The sequence below is a fragment of the Streptomyces sp. NPDC007264 genome (assembly GCF_042869095.1).
Taxonomy (GTDB): Bacteria; Actinomycetota; Actinomycetes; order Streptomycetales; family Streptomycetaceae; genus Streptomyces.
Genome location: NZ_JBIAFD010000019.1, coordinates 97,503 through 120,969, shown reverse-complemented (window position 1 = coordinate 120,969; position 23,467 = coordinate 97,503). Strand labels below are relative to the sequence as shown.

Here is a 23,467-nt window from a genome sequence, read left to right as displayed (position 1 = left end):
CGGCATCCCCTTCCGCAAGGCTCCCAAAGGACCCGTCCGCCGTGTCAGAGATCCGCATACCGTCCTTCAGCTACAGCTTCCGCGAGTCCGACGTCCAGTACATCACCGACGAGATCGGCCGGCTCTTCCGCGACCGGCGCCATCTGACGATGGGGGCGCACGGCGAGGCGCTGGAGGCGGAGTTCGCGGCCCACGCCGGCACGCGGCACGCCGTCTCGGTCGCCAGCGGCACCGCCGCCCTGGAGATCGCGCTGCGCGCCGTGGGCGTGGCCGGCGGCGAAGTGGTGGTCCCCACCAACACCTTCGGCGCCACCGTCGTGGCCGTCCTGCGGGCGGGCGCCGTCCCGGTGTTCGCCGACACGGCCGACGACATGTCGGTGAGCGTGCAGGACGTGGCCGCCAGGCTCGGGCCGCGGGTGCGCGCCGTGGTCACCGTGCACATCGGGGGCCTGGTCTCACCGCACACCGTGGAACTGGCACGGCTGTGCGAGGAGCGCGGCATACCGCTGGTGGAGGACGCGGCCCACGCCGCCGGCGCCTCCCATCGGGGACGCCGGGCCGGCTCCTTCGGGGTGGCGGCGGCCTTCTCGCTGTTCAGCACCAAGGTGATGACCAGCGGCGAGGGCGGGCTCCTCGTCACCGACGACGAACGGATCCGCGACACCGCCCGGCTGCTGCGCGACCACGCCAAGAACCCGGACGGAACCATGTCCACGACCGGGTACAACTGGCGCCTCACGGAGATGCAGGCCGTGGTCGGCCGCGCCCAGCTGCGCCGGCTGGACGAGATGATCGAGGGCCGCGCCGCGGTGGCCGCGGTGTACGACGAGCGGCTCTCCGGCATCGAGGGCGTCCGGCTGCTCACCCCGCCCGCCGGCGCGGTCCACAACCGCTACAAGTACATCGTCGAACTGGAGCGGCACCGCCCGCGGGACGTGCAGGAACGGCTGCGCGAGAAGTACGGCGTCGCACTGGGCGGCTACGTCTACCAGACCCCGTGCCATCTCCAGGACGCGTTCCGGTCGTACGCGACCGGGCCGTTCCCCGGCGCCGACCGGATGTGCCCGGCGCACATCTGCCCGCCGATCTACCCCGACATGTCCCCGAGCGACGCCGCCCACGTGGCCGACGCCCTGTACGAGGTGCTCCATGGATGAGACCGCCGCCCCCTCCGCACCCCCCGCCGGGGCCGACCGGGCCTCCCGGGAGAGGCTCTACGGCTGGGTCTACGAGAACAACCAGTGGGGGCGCTCCCCCGACGGCGACCGCTACTGGTCCGACTCGCCCTCCGAGCTGACCCGCCCCCTGCGCGAGTACATCGCCTCCTTCGTCCGCGACCACCCGGAGGTCCGCCGCGTCGTGGACCTGGCCTGCGGCGACCACAGACTGGCGGCGGAGACCGACCTCGGGGACACCCACTACACCGGCGTGGACATCTACGACCGGCTGATCGAGCACGACCGGCGGCGGTACGGCGACGAGCGGCACGAGTTCCTGGTCCGGGACCTCGTCGAGGACGAACTGCCCGCGGGCGACCTGTGCCTGATCTCGATGGCCCTGTACCTGATGTCGTTCGAGCATGTGCGGGCCGTGCTGCCCAAGCTGCGCCGGTACCGCTATGTGCTGATCACCGACGGGCAGGCCGACATCCCGGCCGCCGAACGCCGCAACATCGACAAGCCCACCGGCAAATACACACCGCGCGACCTGTACGGCAACGGCTTCTACCTGGAGCTGGAGCCCTTCGACGTGCGCCTCGACGTGGTGCAGGAGTACCGGATTCCCAGCGGGGAGCTGATCAGGACGGTGCTGCTGGAGCACCCCGAGGCACCGCTGTCGGGCGAGTAGGGAATCGGACGAAGAGGGGATCCATGCACATACTTGTCACGGGGGGCGCGGGATACGTCGGTTCCGCGCTGTCACCGGTCCTGCTCGGCCTCGGCCACCGGGTGCGGGTGCTCGACGACCTGTACACCGGCGGCCAGGGGCTGCTGCCCTGCGTGGCCCGCCCGGGCTTCGAGTTCGTCCGCGGCGACGTGGGCGACGCGGAGACGCTCTCCACGGCCCTGGAGGGCGTGGACGCCATCGTCCACCTGGCGGCCGTCGTCGGCTATCCGGCGTGCCTGCGGGAGCCGGAACGCGCACTGAACACCAACGTCAACGCCACCAAGCTGCTGCTCGACCTGCGCCGGCCCGACCAGCGGCTGGTGTTCGCCTCCACCGGCAGCGTCTACGGCGCGATCCCGTCCGAGATGTGCACGGAGGACACGCCGAGCACACCGCTGAGCCTGTACGGCAGCACCAAGCTGGAGGCCGAGCAGCTGGTGCTGGAGGCGGGCAACTGCGTCGTCTACCGCTACGCCACCGCGTTCGGGCCCAGCCCCCGGATGCGCTTCGACCTCCTGCCCAACGATTTCGTGCGGCAGGCCGTGCGCGAGGGCGGCATCACGGTCTACGAGGGCGGCTTCCGCCGTACCTTCATCCACGTCCAGGACATGGCCCGTTCCATCGCCTTCGCGCTCGGCTCCTGGGACACCCTGGCCGACGACGTCTTCAACGTCGGCCACGAGAGCATGAACTGCACCAAGGCCGAACTCGCCGAGCGCATCCGGCGGCTGGTCCCCTTCGAGCTGCGGTTCGAGGAGGTCGGCAGCGACGCGGACCGGCGCGACTACGGCGTGTCGTACGAGAAGATCCGCAGCCGCGGCTTCACCACACGGCACACCCTCGACAGCGGGCTCGCCGAACTCGTCACCGCGACCCGGCTGATGGCGCCCGTCCGCGCGACGGCCCCGGGACGGGGCTGAGATGGGCGCCCGCCTGTGTTTCGTCGTCCTGGACCACGCGCCGGACGAGTACTTCGAGGACCTGGTCCGCGGCATCCGCCGGTTCTGCCCGGGCGCGGACGTGCACTGGTACGACTCCGGACCGGCCGGCCTGCCTGCGCCGCGGCCGACCGTGGACGTCCCGCGGCTGGAGTGCAGCCGCCCCCTGGCGTACGCCAAGGTCACCCCCTTCTTCTTCGACATGCTGGAGTGGGCGGCCGACCGCGGCTACGACTACGTCGTCAACGCCGAGTCCGACATGGCCTTCCTCAACGACGGGTTCGAGGACTTCCTCTCCTCGGCCATGGCCGACAGCGACTACCTCGCCCCGCGCTTCGCCCGGAAGACCCCGAGGACCTCGCGCTGGCGCCCGTACCGCAGTCTGCGCCCCGAGCTGCCGGAGCTCTTCGACATCCTCGGCACCGACTGCACGAACGAGGCGTTCAGTCCGGGGCAGGTCTTCACCCCCCGCTACGTCCACGCACTGCTCGACAGCCCCTGGTACCCGCGTCTGCGCGAGTTCGTCGCGCGCAACCAGGAGCCCGGCAGGTCCTTCACCCTTCAGGAGGTGCTGCTGCCCACCCTCGTCGACGTGCTGGGGCTGCGCGCCGCCGACTACCCGGCCCACATGACCGCGTGCAACCGCTACCGGCCCTACCACGCCGCCTCGTCCGTGGCGCACGCCCACCGGCGCGGCGACGTGCCCTTCGTCCACCCGGTACGGCGTGACGCGGCACATCCCGCCCGCCGGTTCGTCCGCGCCCTGTACGACGCACCCCACAGAGGAAGCGACCGACGCCCGTGACCACCCTGCCCCTCGTCACCGTCTTCACCATGACCTACAACCAGCGGGCCAAGATCCTCGCGCTGGCCGGCGACCTGGCCGCCCAGGACTGGCCCGCGGACCGCCTGGAGTTCACCGTGCTCGACGACGGCGGCACGGACGGCACCGCCGACGCCCTGGAGGAGGCCGCCGGCACGCTGCCGTACCGGGTCCGGGTGCTGCGCCGCGAGCACGAGGCCGACTACCTCAGCGCCCGGCGCTGGAACGAGTGCATCGCCGCCTCCGACCCGCGGACCTCCGTCTTCGTCCAGGTGGACGACGTGCGGCTGCGCCCCGACTTCGTGCGCCGGCACGCCGCCTGGCACTCCGGGAGGGGACTGACCCTGGTGACGGGCGCCAAGTTCGAAGGGGACGAGCCCACCTGGGAGACGGCCTCCTGCCGCCGCGCCCATCTGGCCGGACCCGGCGGCGAGGCCCGGGAGACCGATCTGTGGACCGCCTTCTGGGGCGCGAGCCTCAGCTACAGCCGCGACCTGGTGGCGGCGGTGAGCACCGACGAGCACGACCAGCCGTTCGACGCCCGGATGACCGGGTGGGGCTTCCACGAGGTCGAGTTCGCCTGCCGCGCCGCGAAGGCGGGCGCACGGCTCGTCTACGACCCGGCGGTCGGCGTCTTCCACCAGAACCACACACCGGTCAACGACCGGGGCCGCGGCCTGGACCACGCCCGCCAGAAGGCGGCCGGCGCCGACCGGAACGAGCGGTACGTACTGGCCAAGCACGGGCTCGACGCCCTCCCCCGGTGGTGACCGGATGACCGTCGCCGTCCTCGCCGACTCGCCCACGCTGACCAGCGGGTTCGGCCGTACCACCGGACACATCGCGGGCGCCCTGGCCCGGGCGGGGCACGACGTGGCCTGCTTCGGCATCAAGGCCCGCCCCGGTGACCTGCGCCCCGGGCTGCCCTACTCCGTCTGGCCGGCCGAGCAGGGCGGGCACTGGACCGACACCCTGCCCGAGTTCTTCGCCACGGTCCGCCCGGACGTGCTGCTGCTCAACATGGACGCCTACAACGCCCTGGAATGTGTCGAGGTGTGCGCACGGGCCGGCTGGGACGGCCCCACGGTCAGCTACGTGTGCTTCGACGGTCTGCCGGTGAGCCGCACCTACCTGGAGGCGCAGCGGTCCTGCGCCGCGGTGTGGGCCACCTCCCGCACGGGTGCCGCCTACCTGGAGAGCGAGGGCATCGCCGTGGCCGGCCACGCCCCGCCGGGCGTGGACCCCGAGGAGTTCCGCCCGGACCCGGACCGCGAGGCGCTGCGGGCGCGGGCGGGCCTGGCCGGTGCCTCGGTGGTGGGGGTGTTCGCCACCAACACCGAACGCAAGCAGGTGGCCCGCGCCGTCGCCGGTTTCGCGGCGGCGGTGCGGCTGCTGCCCGGCCGGGACCTGCGGCTGTATCTGCACTGCCGTCCGCGCGGCCACTGGGACCTGCGGGAGCTGGCGGACCGGCACGACGTGGGCGGCCGGCTGATCTTCCCCTCGGCCGACGACTTCGAGGAACACCGCGGGGTGCTCACCACCGGCACCGGCGCACGCTCCGGCGCACGCAAGACGGCCGGACTTCCGTCCCTGCCGCCGGAGTTCTCCTACGTCGACCGGATCAACGTCTGCGACGTGCTGGTGAACGTGCCGCACAGCGGCGACGTGGAACAGGTGATCATCGAGGGCCAGGCGTGCGGGGTGCCCCTGCTGCACACGGACGACGAGGCCGTCATGAGCGACGCCGTGGGCCCCGGCGGCATTCTGCTGCCCGCCGCCGACGTGGGCACCGGACGGATCGGCCAGCGGCTGCACCATGTCTCCGCGCACGTCATCGGCGTGGCGCTGGCGGAAGTGCTCGACGACCCGGTGCGCGGCGCGGCCCTGCGCACGGCCGGACTCGCCAACGCGGCCTCCTACCCGTGGAGCGTCCTGGAGAACGCCGCCCTTGCCATGGTTGGTCCCTACGCCTCTCCCCGGGAGAGCCCCCACCGCGAGTCCAGGAGCGCCTGATGCGACTGCACCACCTCGGAGAGATCGACTCCGCCGCCACCACGGCCGTCCTCACCGGCGACCCCGACCGGGTGCCCCGGCTCGCCGCGCACCTGGGCACGGTGACCGGCGAGTGGCGCAAGCGCGGCTACGTGGTGGCCGAGACCGAGTTCGAGGGCCGGCCCCTGCTCGTCTGCTCGACCGGCATCGGCGGCCCCGGCACCGCCATCGCGGTCGAGGAGCTGGCCCTGCTCGGCGTCACCCGGTTCGTGCGCGTCGGCACCTGCGGCTCCATCCAGCGGCACATCGACGCCGGGCACGTGGTGATCTCCACCGGGTGCGTCAGGGACGAGGGCACCAGCCATCAGTACCTGCCCGCAGAGTACCCGGCGGTGCCGGACTTCGGTCTGCTGAGGGCGATCGTGGGCGCCGCGGAGGACGCCGGCTTCACCCACTTCGTGGGCCCGACGCACTGCAAGGACGCCTACTACGCGGAGAAACCGGAGGGCTTCCCGCTCGCCGAGCAGTGGCGGGCCCGCTGGGCCGGGCTGCGCGCGGCCCGGGTGCTGGCCACCGAGATGGAGGCGGCCCCGCTCTTCGCGCTGGCCACGGTGCGTTCGCTGCGGGCTGCCGCGCTGTTCGTCTGCACGGACGACACCCTCGGTGCCGAGGAGACGTTCACGGCGCTCGGGGCGGCCGCCGTCGCCGCCGCCCGGGGCGCGTTCTCGCTGGAGAGCGGCGACACCGACGCCAAGGAGGAGCGCCCGTGATCGTGCTGGGGCTCATCGGCCGGAGCGATCGCGACTGGTCGCACGACGCCGCCGCCTGCCTCGTGGTGGACGGCGTCCTGGTAGGAGCGCTCGAACAGGAGCGCATCAGCCGTCGCCGCCACTCCCCGGGCGAGGCGGCCGACGACGCCGCCCTGGCCCTGCTGGCCGCCCACGGGCTGACGCCCGCCGACGTGGACGCCGTGGGCTACGCCTGGGGTGCGCCTCCCGAGGAGGACATCCGGCGGCTGGGCTCGCCGCTGCCAGGAGACGTCGCCGTCTCCGCGGACCACACCGACGCGCTGCTTCCCGCGCTGGCGGGCCGACTGCGCTCCCGGGAGGTGATGTTCTTCGACCACCATCTGTGCCATGCCGCCCAGGCGTACTGGATGAACCCGCACGCCACGGCGGACGTCCTGGTGCTGGACGGTTCCGGCGGCGCCTGCTCGACCTCGCTCTACCACGTGCAGGACGGCGGTTTCCGGCTGCTGGAGCGGTACCCGGCCAAGCACTCGCTGGGGATCCTCTACGAGGCCGCCGCCTACTACGCCGCCATGGGCTGGAACGCCGCGGGCAAGCTGATGGGGCTGGCCTCCTACGCCGCCCCGAGCGGACGGCGGCTGATGACCTTCGACCCGGCCGTCGGCGCGTTCGGCTTCGAGCCCGGCAGCCCCATGCCGGCCCGGCTGGCCTCCGAGGACGGCGGCGAGATCGCGAACGCCTGGCTGAGCATGTTCGAGGAGCGGGTCTTCCCCTACTCCGGGCGCTCCGGCAACGTCTTCGACTACGCGGGCTTCGCCGCCGATGTGCAGCTCACCCTGGAGGAACTCGGACTGGCGCTCGCCGAACGGCTGAAGAGGATCTCCGGCGCGGACCAGTTGCTGCTGTCCGGGGGCGTGGCGCTGAACGCCCACATGAACCGGAGGATCGCCGAGACGGGCTGGTACCGGGGCGTGGCCGGGACGGTCGCCCCGCACGACGGCGGCACGGCGGTGGGTGCGGCGATGCTGGCCGCGGCGACCCTCGGCGAGCCGGTTCGGCCGTGGTCCCCGGAGGCCGCCCTGCCGGTCATGCTGGGACCTCGGCCGGCTCCCTTCCCGGCGGCGACGGCCACCGCTCCGGGTGTGGCCGCCCTGCGGACCGATCCGGACAAGGCCCGGTCCGAGGCGGTGGAGGTGCTGGCCCGGGGTGGGGTCGTGGCCTGGTTCGACGGCCCGGCCGAGTTCGGTCCCCGGGCGCTCGGGGCCCGCAGCCTGCTGGCCGACCCGACCCGTCGCGAGACCCTGGACCGTGTCAACCACATCAAGGGCCGGGCCCCTTGGCGGCCGGCGGCGTTGTCCCTGACCGCCGACGGCTTCACCGCGCTGGGTCTGACGCCGCCGGTCACCGGGCTGAGCGAGTACATGCTCTGTGCCCACCCCGTGGCGGAGCAGGGCCGGCGGGCCGCCGCGGCCGGCGTGCACGTCGACGGCACGACCCGGGCGCAGCTCGTGCCGTCGGAGACCTCCTTCGGCCGGCTGCTGAGCGAGTTCGCGGCGACCACGGGTGCGGCCCCCGCCCTGATCAACACCTCGCTGAACACCCGCGGCGAGCCCATGGTGCTGCACGCGGACCAGGCGGTCGCGCTCATGGCGGAGTGCCCGGAGGTCGATCTGCTGGTCACGCCGGAGTGCCTCGTCCGGCGCTGAGCGGGGCCGTGCCGTGCCGTCCGGCCGGCACGCGGACGGCACGGCCCCGGGCGGGTCCGGTAGTCTCGTCGAGTGCGCTATTTCATCCAGTATCCGGCCGGAACCACCGATCTGGTGGCCGATGCCCTCTCGCATTTCGTCGATGATTTCAGCGTGCATTACAGCGACGACAGCGCCATGATTTTCGACTCCACGTCGAGCGCGGAGCAGGTGGCGCAGATCCCCTTCGCCAAGAACGCGTTCGTGGTGCTGGCGACGACCCCCCGCAAGGGAATCGACCAGAGCGCCCGCCAGTTCTCCGGAATGCTCGGCCGGGAGCATTTTCCCGCACTGCCCGGCCGCACTCCCGGTTTCCGTGTCATGGCGCACGTGGACGGCGAGCTCACCTCCCTCGACCCGGCGGCTCGCCGGGATCTGGAGAGGGCGGTGTCCGCGAGCACCGGCCGGCGGGTGGAGCCCCGGGGCAAGTGCCAGGAGTACTGGCTCATCGGCCGTCTCGACCTGCGGGAGCTGATGTTCTGCGCCCGGCTGCCCAAGCCCGCCCGGGCGAAGAAGGGACGCGGCGCCGTGTCCCACGAGCTGTCCTCGATGCTGGTTCTCGCCTCCCGGCCCGGCGACCGGGACGTGTATCTCGACCCCTTCGCGGGCAGCGGCTCCTTCGTCCTGGCCCGGCTGGACATGCCGGCGCACCGGATCATCTATTCCGACACGGATCTGAAATCCCATCGGGACGATTTCCCGGCCGAGCTGACCGGGGACCAGCGGGTGCGCCTTCTCTCGGAGGACGCCCTGACCCTTCCCTCCCTTGCGGACGGGGAGGTCGACGTCATCGTCACGGATCCGCCGTGGGGGGAGTACGAAGAGCTTCCCCTGCCCTACGCGGAATTCACGCGCGCCGTTTCCGAGTCGTTCGCCCGGGTGCTGGACGCGGAAACGGGCCGGTTCGTGCTGCTGTGCGCGCGCCGCGGCGCCCCCGACTACCGCACGAGCCTGGAGGCGGCGGGGCTCGCCGTCGAGGCGACCCACGAGATCCTCGTGAACGGCCACCCGGCCACGGTCTTCGTGGGCGGGCGCCCCTCCGACGGCCGGACGGAGCGGGAGGGGGAGCGGGAGGGGGAGGGGGAGCGGCGACGGGACGACGAGGGCCGCGCGGCCTCCCGTCAGGGCCCGCTGCTCGTGGGCATGAGCACCTATCGCCGCACGATGCGCCGCTTCTCGCAGTAGCACGGCGGCAGACGGGGCGGCGCCCCCGACGGCACGGCGGTCCACCTGTGTGGGCCGCCGCTTTCGTCTGCCCAACCCCTCCGCAAGGCACCGCCGTTCACGCCCGTCCCCCGGTATAGTACTTGTGTCTATACGGCAATCGGGATGACGATTGCTCGTCTATACAGCAATCGGGGGAATCGTGGCAGTGCCACCGCAGGGTGATGCTCCGCACGGACGCCGGCCGGCACCGGCGCTGACGGAGGACATGCTCATCCGGCAGAGCGCCCGCTCCGGCGGGCGCTCACGCAGTGCGTTCCGGCGCGGCAAGGCCGCCGAGCCGGCGCCGCCCGACGCCTGGCCGCCGGCTGCGCCCGCCGCCGCACAGGAGGCCGCCGCACAGGAGGCCGCCGGAGAGGCGGAGGCCGGGAAAGGCAAAGGGAAGGCCGGGGAAAAGGGCAGGAAGAAGGGCGGGAAGAAGGGCGGGGACAAGGGCGGGGACAAGGCCGGGCAGGCCGACGCCTCCGCCGGCAACGGCTGGTTCCACAACCCCTTCGCCAGGCCCGGGACCGCCACCGCGGCCGGGGACCGGTCCGGCGTCTCCTCCGCCCAGATGTGGGCGGGCCCGCGCCGCGGCATCCTGGTCCGCCGGCTGCTGGGCGCCTTCGCCGTCCTGCTCCTGCTGTTCCTGTTCGCCAAGGTGAACGGCAAGGCCAGCAAGGCGGACGTGCGGGCCGAGGTGGACGCGCGCGTCCGGTCGTCCGCGAGGACGTTCCCGCGCGGCGCGGCCCAACTGTGGGCGGCGCCGCTGGTGAAGCTCTTCACCACGTACGACCCGGACCACGCCGACGACCGTTCGCGCGCGCTGGAGCCGTACGCCATCAACGGCCTGGACGCGCAACTCGGCTGGAACGGCCAGGGCGCGCAGTCGGTCATCGACATGGTGGTGAGCGACGACGTCCAGGTGACCGGGCGGAGCCAGGGCGTCGTGCGGGCGACCGTCCAGGTGCAGGACGGCTCCTGGCGCTGTGTGGCCGTGCCCGTGTACACCGTGGAACGCGGCGGCTCGACCGCGTTCGGGCTGACCTCGGCTCCGGTGTACGTGCCGTGCGCGGGGCTGACCACGCCCCCGCGCGGCAGTTCCGAGAGCACGTCGAACGACACCGACCTGGCCGGGACCTTCAAGGACGACCTGCTGCCGCCGTTCCTGGCGGCGTGGGCGCAGAGCGACACCGACAACCTGAACCGCTATCTGCTGCCCGGGACCGTCTCGTTCGGGCTGGGTGGCGCCTACACCGGCTCCGACGACGGCGGGCGCCCGAAGGTCGACAACGTCTACATCCCGCAGGTCGGCAAGGGCGGGGACGCCGCACACCGCACGGTCACCTTCACCACGACCCTGCTGAGCACCGACGGCAAGGCGGCGCAGACGTCCACGTACCAGGTCGCCGTGGTGCAGAAGAACGGCCAGTGGTACTTCGCGTCCGACCCGACGCCCGCCGTGGGCTCGGCGGGCGGCGACCAGCTCCCGGACGTGCAGCCCTCGCAGGGCACGGGCGGAATGTATTCGCACAGTCCCGCTCCTTATCCCGGTGCAACAACATCGACAGACGTGCAACAGCCGACGCCCGGCGCATCCACCACACCGTGAACACCGTCTATACATAGCGATGTGATCGCGCACCGGCGGTCCCGACGGGGGAAATCCGGCTGCCGCATCCAGCTTGTGTATATACGATCAGCTCGCGCGAGTACGCAGCTCCATGCGCGCCCAGCAGAAGAGGAACGGACACCCACATGCTCAGCCACGCGCTCCAGGCCATGCCGGCCGACACGCACGTCTACCTCGCGGCCGCCAACCAGATCACCACCAAGACGAGCACCATCGGCAAGGCCATCCTCGCCGCCACCGTCGTCTTCGCCGTCGTCGCCGCCTTCTTCACGCAGGCGCAGCGCAAGTGGATGGTCGTCGTGACGATCCTGCTGATCGGCAGCTTCACCTTCATGATCGTCGACAGCCCGACCGCGCTGCTCCAGGACGGCGGCAACTTCATCAAGACCAACGTCTGGGACCCGATCCTCAGCTCCTGACGTCCCGGGTCCCTCGGCAGTAACCAACGGGAAGGGTGGGGGAGTTGAGCGACGACGAGACAGTGACGCTGCGGGACTACACCGAGGCGTTCAAGGTCAAGAAGGCGCTGCGCAAGGTCGGCAAGGCGAACATCCCGCTGAAGGAGGGTCTGTTCGTCGACGACATCAAGGTCTTCGCCCTCACCCTCTTCCTGTGGATCACGGCGTACAACATGATCCTCGCCCCGCCGATCAAGGTGGTCGCCCATCTCTTCGGGGCGAGCGCACCGGTCGGCATCCCCTATCTGTTCGTCCTGTTCGTGCCGCCGGTCTTCGCGGTGGCCCTCTCCCGCCGCCCCGTCCGCCACAACCTCGGCATCTTCGGCCTGGTCCGGGCGGTGGTGCGGGACTGGATGGACGACCCCGTGCACCGCAAGGGGGTGCCGGTCCGCAAGGGGCACGGGCCGGCGGCGTACCGCATCGTGCTGTGGCGGGCCCGGCCGGACCTGCTCCCCGGGCTGGCGCCCAGGACACCGCTGCCGAACGGCTTCGGGACGGTGCGGCCGGCTTCCGGGACGCAGCCGCAGACGAAGTCGCAGCCGCAGCCGCAGCCGCAGCCGCAGTCCACGAGCGCATGGAAGGCGTGACAGGTGAAGAACGTCGTCTCCCGTCTCATCCCGGACGGCTACCAGGCACCGTCCCGCATCGGCTACCGCTACCTCGACGATGTGATCCTGCTGGACGCCGACGGGGCGTACACACTGGTGAGCGTGCCCACCCGGAGCTGGGAGCTGATGAGCCCGCTCGACAAGCGGGCCGGGCTCGCCCAGGTGTACGCCGGACTGTCCGGACTGCCCCGCGGGGCGGCCCAGCAGACCCGGCTGATCACCACCGAGTTCCCCTTCAACGCCGACAGCTGGGCCGAGCGCCTGAACGAGCGCACGCAGAAGCACGGCATCCCGGCACCCGGCTGGTCCACGCTGCTGTCCGACACCCGCGACCGCATCAATGACGCCGCCTGGCCCATCAAGCGGGTCTACCTGGCGGTCCGGCTGGGCGACCGGGCCTCGTACAACGGAGCCTGGGGGCGGGTCCAGCGCCTGTGGGAGCAGGTGCGCAAGCCGCTCGACCTCGACGACCAGATGCCGGCCCTCGACGAGATCGAGGTGTGGCACGACCTGGCCGGCGACGTCCGCACCACCCTGGCCGGATCCCCGCTGCGCTGCCAGCCCGTGGGCCGGCAGGAGGCGGAGATGCTCCTGCTGCACCTCACCCACCCGGGACTGCCCGCCCCCGACCCCGCCGCCGTGACGCCGCAGCGCTACGGCCCGGGCGAACTGCAGGCGCTGTGCGGCGGGGAGCTCACCCGGGAGCCGCTCGGACGCATCGGCAAGTACGACTACAAGTGCCTGCGCCACGAGACGGTGACCGGTACCTCGTACCAGATCTGGTTCGCCTTCTCGCTCGGCCCCGAAGAGATCAACTTCCCCGGCACGCTGTGGCTGCACCGATCGGACGCGCTGCCCTTCCCCGTCGTGCAGTCCATCGGATTCGAGGTGCAGGAGCTGGCCGACACCCGCAAGGACGCGGACAAGGCGCTGCGCAACGTCGAGGAGCAGTTCTTCAACGACAAGGAAGCGGGCGTCGCCACCGACCTGACCTACCACCAGAAGCGCGAACTGGCCACGCAGATGAAGTACCTGGTGGACCACCACCGCACGCCCTTCGTGCGGATGCGCGCGCTGTTCGGTGTCGCCGCCACGGACAAGGAGCGGCTGCGGGAGCACGCACGGGATTTCGTCCGGTCGATGCGGGAGGCCGGCTACACGGTGGACGCGCCGCCCACCCACCAGAAGTTCTTCTTCTACGAGTCGCTGCCCGGCGGCCGCCCCACGGACAGCGACTACATCCGGCGTGTGCCGCTGGACTACCTGGCCTCCGGCATGCCGCACATCTCACCGTCGGTGGGTGACGGCGAGGGCCTCTACCAGGGCTACACCATCGGTGCGGGCGGCCTGCCGGCCGAGCCGGTCTTCGTCGACCACATGCTCTACGCCACCCAGTCGCAGCTCGCCCCGACCGAGGGCGTGCCGGGCGACCCCGGCGGCGGCAAGACCGTCAGCCGCGGCCTCAAGCCGGTCTGGGAGGACGCCCTGCGCGGCATCACCCAGGTGGTGTGGGATCCCAAGGGCGACTACCTGGTCCTCAAGAAGTACGCGGGTGAACTCGGCCTCAACCCCGACAAGATCATCTGTGTCAACGTCTACGACGCCGAGCCGGGCATGCTCGACCCGGCCGCCCAGGCGGAGACCCCGGAGGACGCCGCGCAGCTGATGCGCGAGACGCTGCTGCGGCTGGTCCCCGACCTGCTCGCGGGCCAGAACGGCAGCGACTTCGGCGACGTCATCCGGCAGGCGGTGGGCGCGGCCATCGCGGAGGGGCACGGTTCGACCTACCTCATGCGCGTGGTGGAGATCCTGGAGGCCTGGGAGAAGCTGCCGCCCTCGCCCCACAACATCAACCAGGAGCGCTGCCGCCAGTTCTCGGGCCCGCCCGGCCGCCGCTACCGCGAGGTCTCCCGCACCAAGCTGGGCCAGCTGGTCTTCGGCCGGGCGCCGCGGCCGTTCCGCATCCCCGTCGGCTACACGGTGATCTTCTGCACCCTGGGCCTGCAGATGCCGGACCCGGGCAAGCCGCCGGAGATGATGTCGGAGCGCGAACTGCTGTCGGACGTGATCTCGGGCCTGATGGCCGACAACACCTGGAACATCATGGCCACCCTCGACCCGGCGATCCCCAAGGCGATCACCTGGGACGAGTGGCACACCAGCAAGGACAATCCGCGCGCCCGCACGCTGGTGGACCGCATCAAGCGCCTGGGCCGCTCCCGCAACACCTTCCTGCGGCTCATCTCGCAGTCCGCCGGTGACTTCGACTCCAGCTTCGTCACCGGCGTCTGGGCCTTCGGCACGACGTCGAAGGACGAGGCCGTGAAGACGTGCGAGTTCCTCGGCGTCGAGCCGAACGGCGCGAACGTCGGCACGGTCCTGTCGCTCGGCGGCAGCGGGAAGGGCGTGTGCGTGTTCAAGGACCGCACGGGCAAACTCGCCCGCGTCAAGGTCGAGTTCGTCCACGACTTCGCGCTCGACATCTTCGACACGAACCCGGAGAAGGACCCCGAGAAGATGACCCGCATCATCGCCGAGATCTTCGGCGAGGAGGCGGCCGGGGCGCGGCGGGAGCTCGAGGCGAAGCGGGACGGCGCGAAGAAGGAGGCGGAGGACGAGGCGCAGGAGGAGGGGAAGGAGGAGGGCCGGGGCGCACCGGGGAGGGAGGACGACGACCCGGTGCCGCCGGAGGCGTTGCTCGGAGTGTGAGGCCGCCCCGTCGCCGGGACGGCCAGCCTCTGTGCCGGGGCACTAGGACGCCGGCACGTCGTAGACGAGGCGGGTGATCCGGCCCCTCGACGCCTGGGTGCCGTTGCCGACGGCCTGGCCGGTGAGCCACTTGCCGTCCGTGGTCCTCACTTTGAACGCGAACTTGTAGTCGGCATCGTCCGCATGGGGTACCGAGTCGGCACGGGTGACGGTCAGGGTCGAGGCGATCACCGTGTCGTCCCTGGTGATCGCCTTGAAGAAGGCGGTCTTTTCCGCCTTGCCGAGCTTGCCCGGATAGACCGGCACGTAGCCCTCGCCGGTGCGGTCCGCCCAGCCGGGATCACCGGCTCTGCGTGGGGTGTAGGTGAAGTCGTGGTTCCAGTAAGTGGCACTGTCCGACATCCAGGAGCGGTACCGCCCGTCCTGTGGAGTGCGCAGCGCGTTGAGGAGGTTGACGACCTGCAAGCGCCAGGGGGCTTTCCGGTACGGGTCCGCCTGCGCGGTCGGGGAGGCGGACGCCGTGTCCTTCGAACCGGACGCGTCGCCGCTCCCGCACCCTGCGAGCGCCAGCAGCGCTGCCGTCACGGCCAGCGCACCTTTGGTTCGGCTTGCCTTGAGCACACCGTCTCCGTTCTGTTCTCGGGTTTGCTGCAGGGGCGCGGGTCAGCCGTGGGAGGACGCGTCCGCCGCCGGGTACACCAGGCGCAGGATCACCGTCGCACCGGACGGCTTGGTGTAGCCCTCGGCCCGGCCCTCCAGCCATGCGTCGCCCTTCGCCGCTCGGGTCTTGACGACGAAGTCCACGCTCCAGCTACGGTCGCTGCCTGCGGACTCGGCCACCGCGAGGCTGGACGGCTGCACCGCGCCGCGGCGGGACACGGCACTGAGCACCGCAGCCGTGTCCCGCGCCGACAGGTCGTGGTAGGGCACATGGGCCAGGCCGTCCGGCCGGTCCGCACCGGGGTCCCGGGAGGAGAGCGGCGTGTAGGTCAGGCCGTCCCTCGCTGCGGCCGCCCCTGGGAACCACGCGTCGCCGTGGCCCCGGGCCGCATCGCCGAGGAAGGCGGCGAGCCGGTCCCGCCATACGGCGGCACCGCCGACGGAGGATCCGGGCGACGGGGAACCGCCCGCGCCGGACGTGCCCTCGGCGACCGCGGGCCGGCTCGGCATGTTCTGCTGGACGAAGACGAAGCCGCCCACCACGAACAGGGTCATCAGGCCGAACACCGCGCCGAAGAAGATCAGCACCGGCTTGGTGCCGCGCCGCAGATTGTCGAGGGCGGCCCGATGGATCGACGGGGTCCCCTCACGCCCCCGGTCGTCGTACCGCATCGCTCGCCCCCTTCGCCGCATGTGCCTCGTGCGCCGTGATGTGCCGTCATCCTGCCGTGCGGACACGGCAGTTGTGTCCGATCCGCGTGCTAACGTCTCTAGCGTATATACACATGAAGAGAAAGTCCTAGGAGTCACGGGGGATCCATATGGCCATCGCCTCGACAGCCGAGGCCCGCACCAGGATGACGTCGTTCCGTGACGTCCCTGCCGTGCGGCGGCCCCGATCCGGTGGCGGAGGACGTGCCCGCAGGCGCGTCCTCCGCCGACGGGCCGGGGCCGTCCTGCTCACTGTGCTGTCCACGTTCACACTGTGGTTCACGATGGCCACTCCCGCGCAGGCGATCACCGACGACCTGATCTCGATCTGCGGCCCGATGAACGTCCCCATACCCGAGAACCGCAGCTCGGGCATCGAGGCGTTCTTCGGCACGAACAAGCCGGATACGTCCATCCCGCCGTCGGAGTTCGAGACCTACATCCCCAAGGCGGACAAGCCGTACGACGGGCCGGCGCCCTCCTTCCACCGCTACGGGATGTCGGGTCTCACCTGGAACGTCTTCGGCTGGAACCCCGGCTGCTTCTCGGTCGGCCGGTTCATCAACTTCGTCCCGAACACGATCTTCAACGTCTCCAAGACCTTCGCCGCCTTCACCATGGCGCTGCTCGGCTGGTCCTTCGGCAAGGACCCGTTCAGCTTCCTGGAGGGGCCCATCGGCAACGTGGCAGGGGCCGTGTCGAACATCGCCACGCCGTTCCTCGGGCTGGTCGGGGCGCTGGGCGGCATCTATCTGGGCATCAAGAACTGGGGCCCCAACGGGCGGATCACCGCCGTGCTGAAAGGCTTCGGCTGGATGCTCCTGATCACGGGGCTCTTCTTCTGGTTCCAGGCCAATCCCACGGCCGCCGGCACCAAGATCAACAGCGTCGTGGGCGACGTGACGTCCACCGGCTTCCAGTCCCTCGCGGAGTTGCCGACCACCGGAGGAGCCGACAACACCTCGCTGTGCAACAGGGCCGCGGGGGACGGCTCCGCGTCCGCTGCATCGTGCGTCCAGGACGCCCTCTGGGTGCCGCTGGTGTACGACCCCTGGCTCTACGGCCAGGTCGGCAACGACGCCGCTGCGGCCAAGAAGTGGGGCCCCGAGATGCTCAACGCCCAGTTCGTGGGCGTGACCGCACAGGGGAGGATCGACGAGAAGGGCGCGAAGGTCGTCAGTGGCTCCGTCGAATGGAACGGCACCGACGACGAGGTGGGCGGCGACTCGAAGTCCGGCTCCAAGGCTTGGGACGGCTTCGTCGACAAGGTGCCCTACCTGAAGCTGTGGGCCAACGACCTGTGCCATGAGGACGGTGACAAGAACCTCCGCATCTGCTTCGGCGGTGAGGACTCGGGCTGGTTCTCGGACGACAAGCGGAAGGTGAAGGCCGAGGACGAGAACGCCATCGCCATCGCGGGCGGCAGCGACTACATGGCCCGGCTCTCCGCGGCCGCCATGAGCGTCATGGGCGGCATCGTCATCAACGCCTCCGTCTACTTCATCTGCGCCATGCTCCTGGCCGCCAAGCTGGGCGTGTTCGTCCTGATGATCTTCGCGCCCTTCTACCTCCTCCTGGGCATCTTCCCAGGGCCCTCCAGGGTGGCCGCGATCAAACTGGGCGAGCTGCTCCTCACCAATCTGTTCCGGCAGGTCGGCTGGGGTCTCGGCCTGGTGATCGTCACCTACCTGGACACGCTCATCCTCGCCCCCGGCGGCGACCAGAACTGGGTGCTGAAGATCCTCACCTGCGCTCTGATGACCGTCCTGCTCGGCGTCTACGCCAAGCCGGCGATGCGTGCCCTGTCCGGCATGGCGATGGGCGACAAGAGCGCCGGCGACGCCATCGTGGGCGTCGGCGCCGACTTCGCCAAGAAGGCCGCGCAGACCACCGTGCAGGCGGGCGTCGCGGTGGCGAGCGGGGGCGCCAGCCTCGCGATGGCCGGTGTGTCCGCGGGCGCGGCCGTCAAGGGCGCATCCACCGCGGCCGCCGCCTCCGGACAGCGCCTGTCGGCGGCCGAGGGGTTCAAGGCGGCCGGGCTGGGCGTGCTGAAGAACGCACCGAACCTCGGCCGGCGCACCCGCTCGGCGTTCGGCAAGTTCGGCGCCGCCAAGGAAGCGGGCAAGGAGAACTACGAGAACACGCAGAACCGCCAGGAGGAGAAGGCGGCCGGCGAGGCGATCAAGCGGAGCGAGGCCGCTCGCGAGGGCCTGGCCAGGCGTCGCTTCAACCGCACCCAGGAACCGGCGCACAGCGCCGCGCTGGATGCGATCCAGGAACGGCGGCGTCAGGGCGACCCGGCCGGGGCCGACGCCCTGGAGCGCCAGCACTACGACTCGCTGCGCGATCCGCGCACCGGCGCCCGGCATCCCGACGACCCGCTGCACCACAGCAACCTGCGGCGCAGCGCGACCGGTGGGGTCGACCCCAGCCGGCGGGTGCGGGCCACCGACCGCGGCGACGAGATACTGTCCGGCAATTTCTCGAACGTCCAGCAGGCGGCGGCCAACCTGGACCGCGTGCTGTCCCTGTACGGCAATCCGGCGCACATCGACCACAACCACCACGCGGGCGTCGCCCTGCGAAGCCTCGCCGTCCAGATCGACTCCGGCGGGCCGCACACCGAGGCGGCCCGGTTGACCGCCGCGCAGGCCGTCGCGCAGTACGGCCTGCCGGACAAGATCGACGCCGTGGGCCTGCCGGCCAACGCGCACGTCACCTTCGAGGTGATCTCCCGCGTGGCCAACGAGCTGCCGGTCACGCCCTCGGACGAGGCGCTCTCGCCGCGCGGGCGCATGGAGTTCCTCAACCGCGTCGAGGCACTTGCCCTGCAGATACCGGTGGCCACATCGATGTCCACGGCCCTGAACGACCTGCGGGAGACCCTCGCCAACATGAAGGCGCCCGCCACCCAGGTCGAGCAGGCGCTGCAGAACGTCCGTCAGGCGGCCGGCCTGGACAACGTGGCGCGGAACGGGAGTGGTGGCGCATGACCCACCGGGGCAGAAGGCTCGCGGTCCTCTTCATCACGCTGGTCGTCCTCGGACTCGCCCTCAACAACATCGCCGGCAGGGCGCGTTCCGGCCAGGGGCAGGCGGGCGGCGGCGAGACGGCGGCTCCGGGCGCCCGTCCGCTCGCCCCGCTCTACGTGCCCCGTCCGGCATCGCTCATCTCCGGCGGCTACGGCGGATCGCTGACCAGCGAGGCGACGCCACAGGAGGTGGCACGGGCGGTCGCCGGGGCGTACGTCAAGTACGACCCGGACCGCACCACGCCGCAGACCTTCGTCGACCGGCTGCCACGGGTCGCCCCCGCCGCCCGCGCGCAGTTGCGCCAGCAGATGGCCCAGGACTGGCAGGACCATCTGTCGAAGCTCTCCGGCGCCACCGCGACAGGGACCCTCAGCGCTCCGGACACGAGCGCGGAGCAGAGCGGGAAGACCGAGGTCACCGTGGACTTCGGCAAGGGCGAGAACTCCTCGGAACTGCTCCACGTCACTCTCGGTCTCGAACAGGGAGACGACGGCTGGGTCGTCACGTCGGTGAAGCTGGAAGAGGGGTGAGGCCCGTGGGAACGACGAAGACGGCGAAGGCCGTGAAGAAGGCGAGGACGACGAACGACAAGGCGGGCAAGGCCGCCCGGGGCAAGCCGAGCTGGCGCGCCCCGTCCGGGGCCGCCAAGGTACTGGAGCACCTGAAGGTCGCGTTCGCGTTCCTGGTCTGGATCGCCCTCGTACGACAGCAGGCGTCCGCGATCGTGAACTGGCAGATGTACTACGCCCACGCGCTGGTGGCCACGGCCGCGCTGGCGGTCGGCAGCGTCGTGGTGGTGTACACGTATCCGCCGCGGACGGCACGCTGGCGCACGATCGTGTGGACGTTCTTCGCGTCGTCCGCGGGCGGCGCGCTCGTGTACGCCGCGCTCGGCGGCCGTGCGGGCCTGTTCGGCGCCCTGCTCAGCGGCGCGGTGGTGCTGTGGGCGCGCGCCGAGGAACGCGGCCGGCGCGCGGTACGCCGACTGCGGGCCCGGTGATCGCAGGGGCGCCGTCGGCGACGGAGGCGTCGCCACCGGGAGACACGCGAGGTCCCGGGCGGCGATCGAGCTCTCCCTTTGGGGCAGGCGTCGCCGAGGCGACGCACCGTCCCAGTGCGTCGCCTCAGGCCGGATAGCGTGCGGCGATGTCCTTGCCCCGAGGCGTGTCGGGGTCCGGGGACTCCTGGGCCAGGGCGATGAGTTCGTCCAGGTTCAGGACGACGCCCTTGTCGTCCACCATCACCCGGTCCCGCAACGCGAGCAGGCAGGAGGTGCGGTACGCCTTGGGCCAGCCGCGATTGATGTTCCGCCACACCGACAGGGAGCCTTCCTCCCAGGTGACGCCGCCCGCGGGAGGCGGAGCAGGGGCCTCGGCAGGCACCACCGGTGCCGGCGCCCGTGGGGGCACCGGGGCCGGTGCCGAGACCGGCTGCGGTGCCGGGTCGGGCGCCGGAGCCGTCGACGCGGGCGCCGGGGCTGCCGCAACAGGCGCCACCGCTTCCGGCACGGCCGCCGCGTGATCCCGCGCGGTCCGCTCCGCGCGCATCCCGGCGCTCCCCCGCTCACGCTCCCCGGAGTCGCTGATGTGCAGCACGCGCTGCTCACCGGAACCGCTCGCGGTCAGCAGCAGCCGCACCCCGTGTCCGACCAGCGACTGGGCCCGCTCCAGCACGTCCCGCGCTCTGCGGCGCGTCAACTCCTCGGTGTGGAAGGAGCGTTCCTCGCTGACACCCTCCCCGTTCACCGTGCGCACCACGAGCCGGGCCCGGCCCCGGTCCCCGTCGACGTGCGCGTGCGCCAGCACGCCGTTGACCGGTGTGCACGAGGAGAGGTCGGCCGCCAGCCGGGCGGTGGAACCGCCGGGAGCGGACATCAGCCACAGGTCGACGGCCGTGCGCTCGACCTCGGCGAGCCAGGCGTCGTAGGCCCGGTCGCCCATGGCGCCCACCGCCTGAACGGCCATGCCGACCCAGGCCGTCATGCCCGCGCTGCTCGTGTTGCTCATGAAGCCCCCTCGTGAGTGTCAATACACAGTGTACTGTCGAAGGGCCCCCGTACCATGGCCGGGAAACAGCCTTCACCAACCCCGTACCGGACCGTCCACGCCCAACCGCCCGCGCTGCGGGACGAGCCGCGAAGGGGGCTCATGGACACCAATACCGCCTCGGAAGCCGGGACTTGGGAACCGCCCCGGCTGACCATCGTGGTGTACGCGAACGGGCGGGCGAGCGTCGGCGGCATCCCTGTGGTCGTCCCCGACGGCGGGGACCTGGCCGACGTACGCGCCGCCGCCATGCGAACCGCCGTCGACATGGCCGTACGGCAGGACCGGCCCGTCCATGCCCTCGCTCTCGAACCGGACGGCACCACATGGCCGTTGGTCATCCATCCGGACGGACGCGTGGAGGAGGACACCGGGGTGGGCCCGGGCGACCCCGGACCCGCCGCCGACGGTACCGGCGAGAGCGGACGTCCGGCGGAGCCGACACCCCCGGCCGCCCCCCGCAACCCGCGCAACCCGCGCACCGAGACGCTCGTGCTCACCGTGGAGGTCCAGGAGCCGGTGGAGACCCCGCCGCCGCCCGAGCAGTTGCGGGAGCGACTGGCGCGGATCGCCGAGGCCGGGGAGGGCGGGCGGCTCGAGGCCGCGATCACGCTCGCCGCGGACCTGGAACGGGAGGCGGCCCTGCTCTACGGGGCCACGCACCCCCACGTGCTGCACGCCCGTGCCGTACGGGCGCATGTGAGCACCCTCGCGCGGGACTGGGCCCGCGCCGCCGATCTCTACCTCGGGATCGCCACGGCCTGGCGGCGCATGTCCGACGACCGCGGTCCGCAGGTCCGGCGGAACGCAGCCAACGCCCATCACTGCTGGTGCCAGGTCACCGACGCGGCCGAGAGCGAGCGCATCGGCGAGGCCGTGGTCCGTATGTGGCTGGACGTGCGGGGCGCCGAGCGGGAGTCGGCCGCAGCCCGGCGGCGCTGCAACGCTCTGAGGCACCGGCTGAGCCTCGGCATCTGACCGTTTGCGACCCGCAACCGGCGTCTCACGCTTGACACCTTTCATTGATGCACAGAGAGGATCTCACTGTGTCTGAACGGTGACGCAATGAGTCCGATTCGCTGCCATGATGTTCCTGCTACGGGAGTTGCGGGCTCAATTGCCGCTTCTCCAAGGGCTGCTGTCGGGGGAGCTGTACTGTGAAGCGGAATGTCGTACACGGAATCACCCGGGGTTCTCTCACACTCGACGTCCAGGAATGGGAATGGTCCGCGCGGCTAACCAGCGATCTTGATCAAACCGAGCCCTCTTTGCTGCTGTCACTCCCGCGGGGCCTGTTTCTCGCCCACGACCGGGAGATGCGCAGGGTCGGCGCGCGCAGCGGACCGGCCGTACGGAGCGACGCCGAGTACGTGTCCGAGGTGTGGGGCTTCACCCGCGCCGACCGGGACGATGTGCTTGAGATAAGTGAGATTCCACTGGTCAGGGTACGGTTGGCCAGTGACCGTCTGGCCGTGGACCTGGCCGACTGCCCCTGGCTGCTGGGCCGGGGACCGCTCACCCTGCCCGAGGAATGGCGCCAGCCGGGCACCGATCGCTGGTGCCTGCTGGGAATCTGCTTCGGCGTGGATCTCGAGGCACCGGACGCCGGTGAGCGTTTTCTGTACGAACTCGCCGACGGAGGCGCGGTTTTGGGACAAGTGAAAACCGTGACGAAGCTGTAAGCGGGGGACGATCCACCTGGACCGAATGTCATGAGGTAACGTCTGTACACAACGTGTAGACCTCGTGCGCGGACAGTCCGGCCGGGTCGTCGATGACGTTACTGGAGGAGCCATGAGCACTTCGGACATTCCCCAGCGGACTCGGTCCCATCGGCGTCGCATGGTGACCGCGAAGGCGGCTCTGACCCGACGACCGGACGGAGTGGACGAGGACACCGCGCTGCCGGGCGAGCTCGAGCCTCTGGTGTGGACCCCCAACCGGGGCCCCATCACCGAGGAGGAGGCCCTGGGCGTGCTGCGCAGGCGCCGCCGCAACGAGCTGAGCCAGGCGCCCAAGCGCGAGGGCGCCAAGCGCCCGGAGATCCCCTCGGAGCTGCCGCCCGAGAACGCCCGCAAGGTGCCGGTCGTCAACCGCTTCCCGGCGCGCTACCTGGCCATGGCTCACGCGCGTGCCGAGGTCGAGGGCACCAATCTGACGGCCATCCTCGAAGAGATGCTGGTCAAGTACGCAACAGGCAAGCCCACCCGGCCTCAGGCCGTCAGCCGGCGACTGCTGTCCTTGTACACTCCCAAGGACTAGCCAGTCGGTTCG

The 23,467-nt window shown here is 71.3% G+C and carries 22 protein-coding genes; 19 read left to right on the top strand and 3 right to left on the bottom strand.

The features are described from left to right. Nucleotides 1-41 precede the first annotated feature (41 nt). From ACFYMU_RS27925 to ACFYMU_RS27865, 13 genes are all read left to right on the top strand, one after another. The gene (locus ACFYMU_RS27925; RefSeq protein WP_388378694.1) at nucleotides 42-1,157 is read left to right on the top strand and encodes a DegT/DnrJ/EryC1/StrS family aminotransferase; all 1,116 of its coding nucleotides are present in this window, start codon (nucleotides 42-44) and stop codon (nucleotides 1,155-1,157) included. Beyond that, entirely contained in the window at nucleotides 1,150-1,848 is a 699-nt protein-coding gene (locus ACFYMU_RS27920; protein ID WP_388378691.1) for a hypothetical protein, read from the top strand. The genes ACFYMU_RS27925 and ACFYMU_RS27920 overlap by 8 nt, the downstream gene beginning before the upstream one ends. Nucleotides 1,849-1,871: 23 nt before the next feature. Further along, complete coding sequence (locus tag ACFYMU_RS27915; RefSeq protein ID WP_388378688.1) at nucleotides 1,872-2,807, top strand: NAD-dependent epimerase/dehydratase family protein; 936 nt, start codon at nucleotides 1,872-1,874, stop codon at nucleotides 2,805-2,807. A gap of 1 nt (nucleotide 2,808) precedes the next feature. Beyond that, the gene (locus ACFYMU_RS27910) at nucleotides 2,809-3,630 is read left to right on the top strand and encodes a hypothetical protein (RefSeq protein ID WP_388378685.1); all 822 of its coding nucleotides are present in this window, start codon (nucleotides 2,809-2,811) and stop codon (nucleotides 3,628-3,630) included. After that, nucleotides 3,627-4,418, top strand: a complete 792-nt coding sequence (locus ACFYMU_RS27905; protein WP_388378682.1) for a glycosyltransferase — start codon at nucleotides 3,627-3,629, stop codon at nucleotides 4,416-4,418. Before ACFYMU_RS27910 ends, ACFYMU_RS27905 begins: the two co-directional genes overlap by 4 nt. A gap of 4 nt (nucleotides 4,419-4,422) precedes the next feature. Next, nucleotides 4,423-5,661: a hypothetical protein gene (locus tag ACFYMU_RS27900; protein WP_388378680.1), complete on the top strand. Its 1,239-nt coding sequence runs from the start codon at nucleotides 4,423-4,425 to the stop codon at nucleotides 5,659-5,661. Next, complete coding sequence (locus ACFYMU_RS27895; protein WP_388378678.1) at nucleotides 5,661-6,410, top strand: nucleoside phosphorylase; 750 nt, start codon at nucleotides 5,661-5,663, stop codon at nucleotides 6,408-6,410. Before ACFYMU_RS27900 ends, ACFYMU_RS27895 begins: the two co-directional genes overlap by 1 nt. Beyond that, a complete protein-coding gene (locus ACFYMU_RS27890; protein ID WP_388378675.1) occupies nucleotides 6,407-8,095 on the top strand; it encodes a carbamoyltransferase C-terminal domain-containing protein in 1,689 nt (562 codons plus the stop codon). The genes ACFYMU_RS27895 and ACFYMU_RS27890 overlap by 4 nt, the downstream gene beginning before the upstream one ends. 72 nt (nucleotides 8,096-8,167) lie before the next feature. Then, the gene (locus ACFYMU_RS27885) at nucleotides 8,168-9,319 is read left to right on the top strand and encodes a TRM11 family SAM-dependent methyltransferase (protein WP_388378672.1); all 1,152 of its coding nucleotides are present in this window, start codon (nucleotides 8,168-8,170) and stop codon (nucleotides 9,317-9,319) included. 247 nt (nucleotides 9,320-9,566) lie between these two features. Continuing rightward, nucleotides 9,567-10,949, top strand: a complete 1,383-nt coding sequence (locus ACFYMU_RS27880; protein WP_388378670.1) for a conjugal transfer protein — start codon at nucleotides 9,567-9,569, stop codon at nucleotides 10,947-10,949. Between the two features lie 146 nt (nucleotides 10,950-11,095). Then, nucleotides 11,096-11,389: a TcpD family membrane protein gene (locus ACFYMU_RS27875; protein WP_388378667.1), complete on the top strand. Its 294-nt coding sequence runs from the start codon at nucleotides 11,096-11,098 to the stop codon at nucleotides 11,387-11,389. A gap of 44 nt (nucleotides 11,390-11,433) precedes the next feature. Then, on the top strand, nucleotides 11,434-12,015 hold the full coding sequence (locus tag ACFYMU_RS27870) for a hypothetical protein (RefSeq protein ID WP_388378664.1): 582 nt from the start codon (nucleotides 11,434-11,436) through the stop codon (nucleotides 12,013-12,015). A gap of 3 nt (nucleotides 12,016-12,018) precedes the next feature. Continuing rightward, nucleotides 12,019-14,745 carry an ATP-binding protein gene (locus ACFYMU_RS27865; protein ID WP_388378661.1) on the top strand — a complete coding sequence of 909 codons (2,727 nt, stop codon included), beginning with the start codon at nucleotides 12,019-12,021 and terminating at the stop codon, nucleotides 14,743-14,745. 42 nt (nucleotides 14,746-14,787) lie between these two features. On the opposite strand, the gene ACFYMU_RS27860 is transcribed toward ACFYMU_RS27865, so the two are convergent. Further along, a complete protein-coding gene (locus ACFYMU_RS27860) occupies nucleotides 14,788-15,330 on the bottom strand; it encodes a hypothetical protein (protein WP_388378659.1) in 543 nt (180 codons plus the stop codon). Between the two features lie 78 nt (nucleotides 15,331-15,408). After that, on the bottom strand, nucleotides 15,409-16,077 hold the full coding sequence (locus tag ACFYMU_RS27855; RefSeq protein WP_388378656.1) for a hypothetical protein: 669 nt from the start codon (nucleotides 16,075-16,077) through the stop codon (nucleotides 15,409-15,411). 323 nt (nucleotides 16,078-16,400) lie between these two features. Here ACFYMU_RS27855 and ACFYMU_RS27850 point away from each other — a divergent pair, with 323 nt between their 5' ends. From ACFYMU_RS27850 to ACFYMU_RS27840, 3 genes are read left to right on the top strand one after another with little or no spacing between them, the layout of a single operon-like run. Beyond that, a complete protein-coding gene (locus tag ACFYMU_RS27850) occupies nucleotides 16,401-19,109 on the top strand; it encodes a hypothetical protein (RefSeq protein ID WP_388378653.1) in 2,709 nt (902 codons plus the stop codon). After that, a complete protein-coding gene (locus ACFYMU_RS27845; protein WP_388378650.1) occupies nucleotides 19,106-19,678 on the top strand; it encodes a hypothetical protein in 573 nt (190 codons plus the stop codon). Before ACFYMU_RS27850 ends, ACFYMU_RS27845 begins: the two co-directional genes overlap by 4 nt. Before the next feature lie 5 nt (nucleotides 19,679-19,683). Continuing rightward, entirely contained in the window at nucleotides 19,684-20,148 is a 465-nt protein-coding gene (locus ACFYMU_RS27840) for a hypothetical protein (protein ID WP_388378647.1), read from the top strand. A gap of 124 nt (nucleotides 20,149-20,272) precedes the next feature. On the opposite strand, the gene ACFYMU_RS27835 is transcribed toward ACFYMU_RS27840, so the two are convergent. After that, the gene (locus ACFYMU_RS27835; RefSeq protein ID WP_388378644.1) at nucleotides 20,273-21,154 is read right to left on the bottom strand and encodes a hypothetical protein; all 882 of its coding nucleotides are present in this window, start codon (nucleotides 21,152-21,154) and stop codon (nucleotides 20,273-20,275) included. Between the two features lie 141 nt (nucleotides 21,155-21,295). Between ACFYMU_RS27835 and ACFYMU_RS27830 the strand changes: the two genes are divergently transcribed. From ACFYMU_RS27830 to ACFYMU_RS27820, 3 genes are all read left to right on the top strand, one after another. Beyond that, nucleotides 21,296-22,171 (top strand): hypothetical protein, encoded by an 876-nt coding sequence (locus tag ACFYMU_RS27830; protein WP_388378641.1) that lies wholly within the window; start codon nucleotides 21,296-21,298, stop codon nucleotides 22,169-22,171. A gap of 179 nt (nucleotides 22,172-22,350) precedes the next feature. Next, nucleotides 22,351-22,875, top strand: a complete 525-nt coding sequence (locus ACFYMU_RS27825; protein ID WP_388378638.1) for a hypothetical protein — start codon at nucleotides 22,351-22,353, stop codon at nucleotides 22,873-22,875. 160 nt (nucleotides 22,876-23,035) lie between these two features. Continuing rightward, nucleotides 23,036-23,455 (top strand): hypothetical protein, encoded by a 420-nt coding sequence (locus ACFYMU_RS27820; protein ID WP_388378636.1) that lies wholly within the window; start codon nucleotides 23,036-23,038, stop codon nucleotides 23,453-23,455. Nucleotides 23,456-23,467 lie beyond the last annotated feature (12 nt).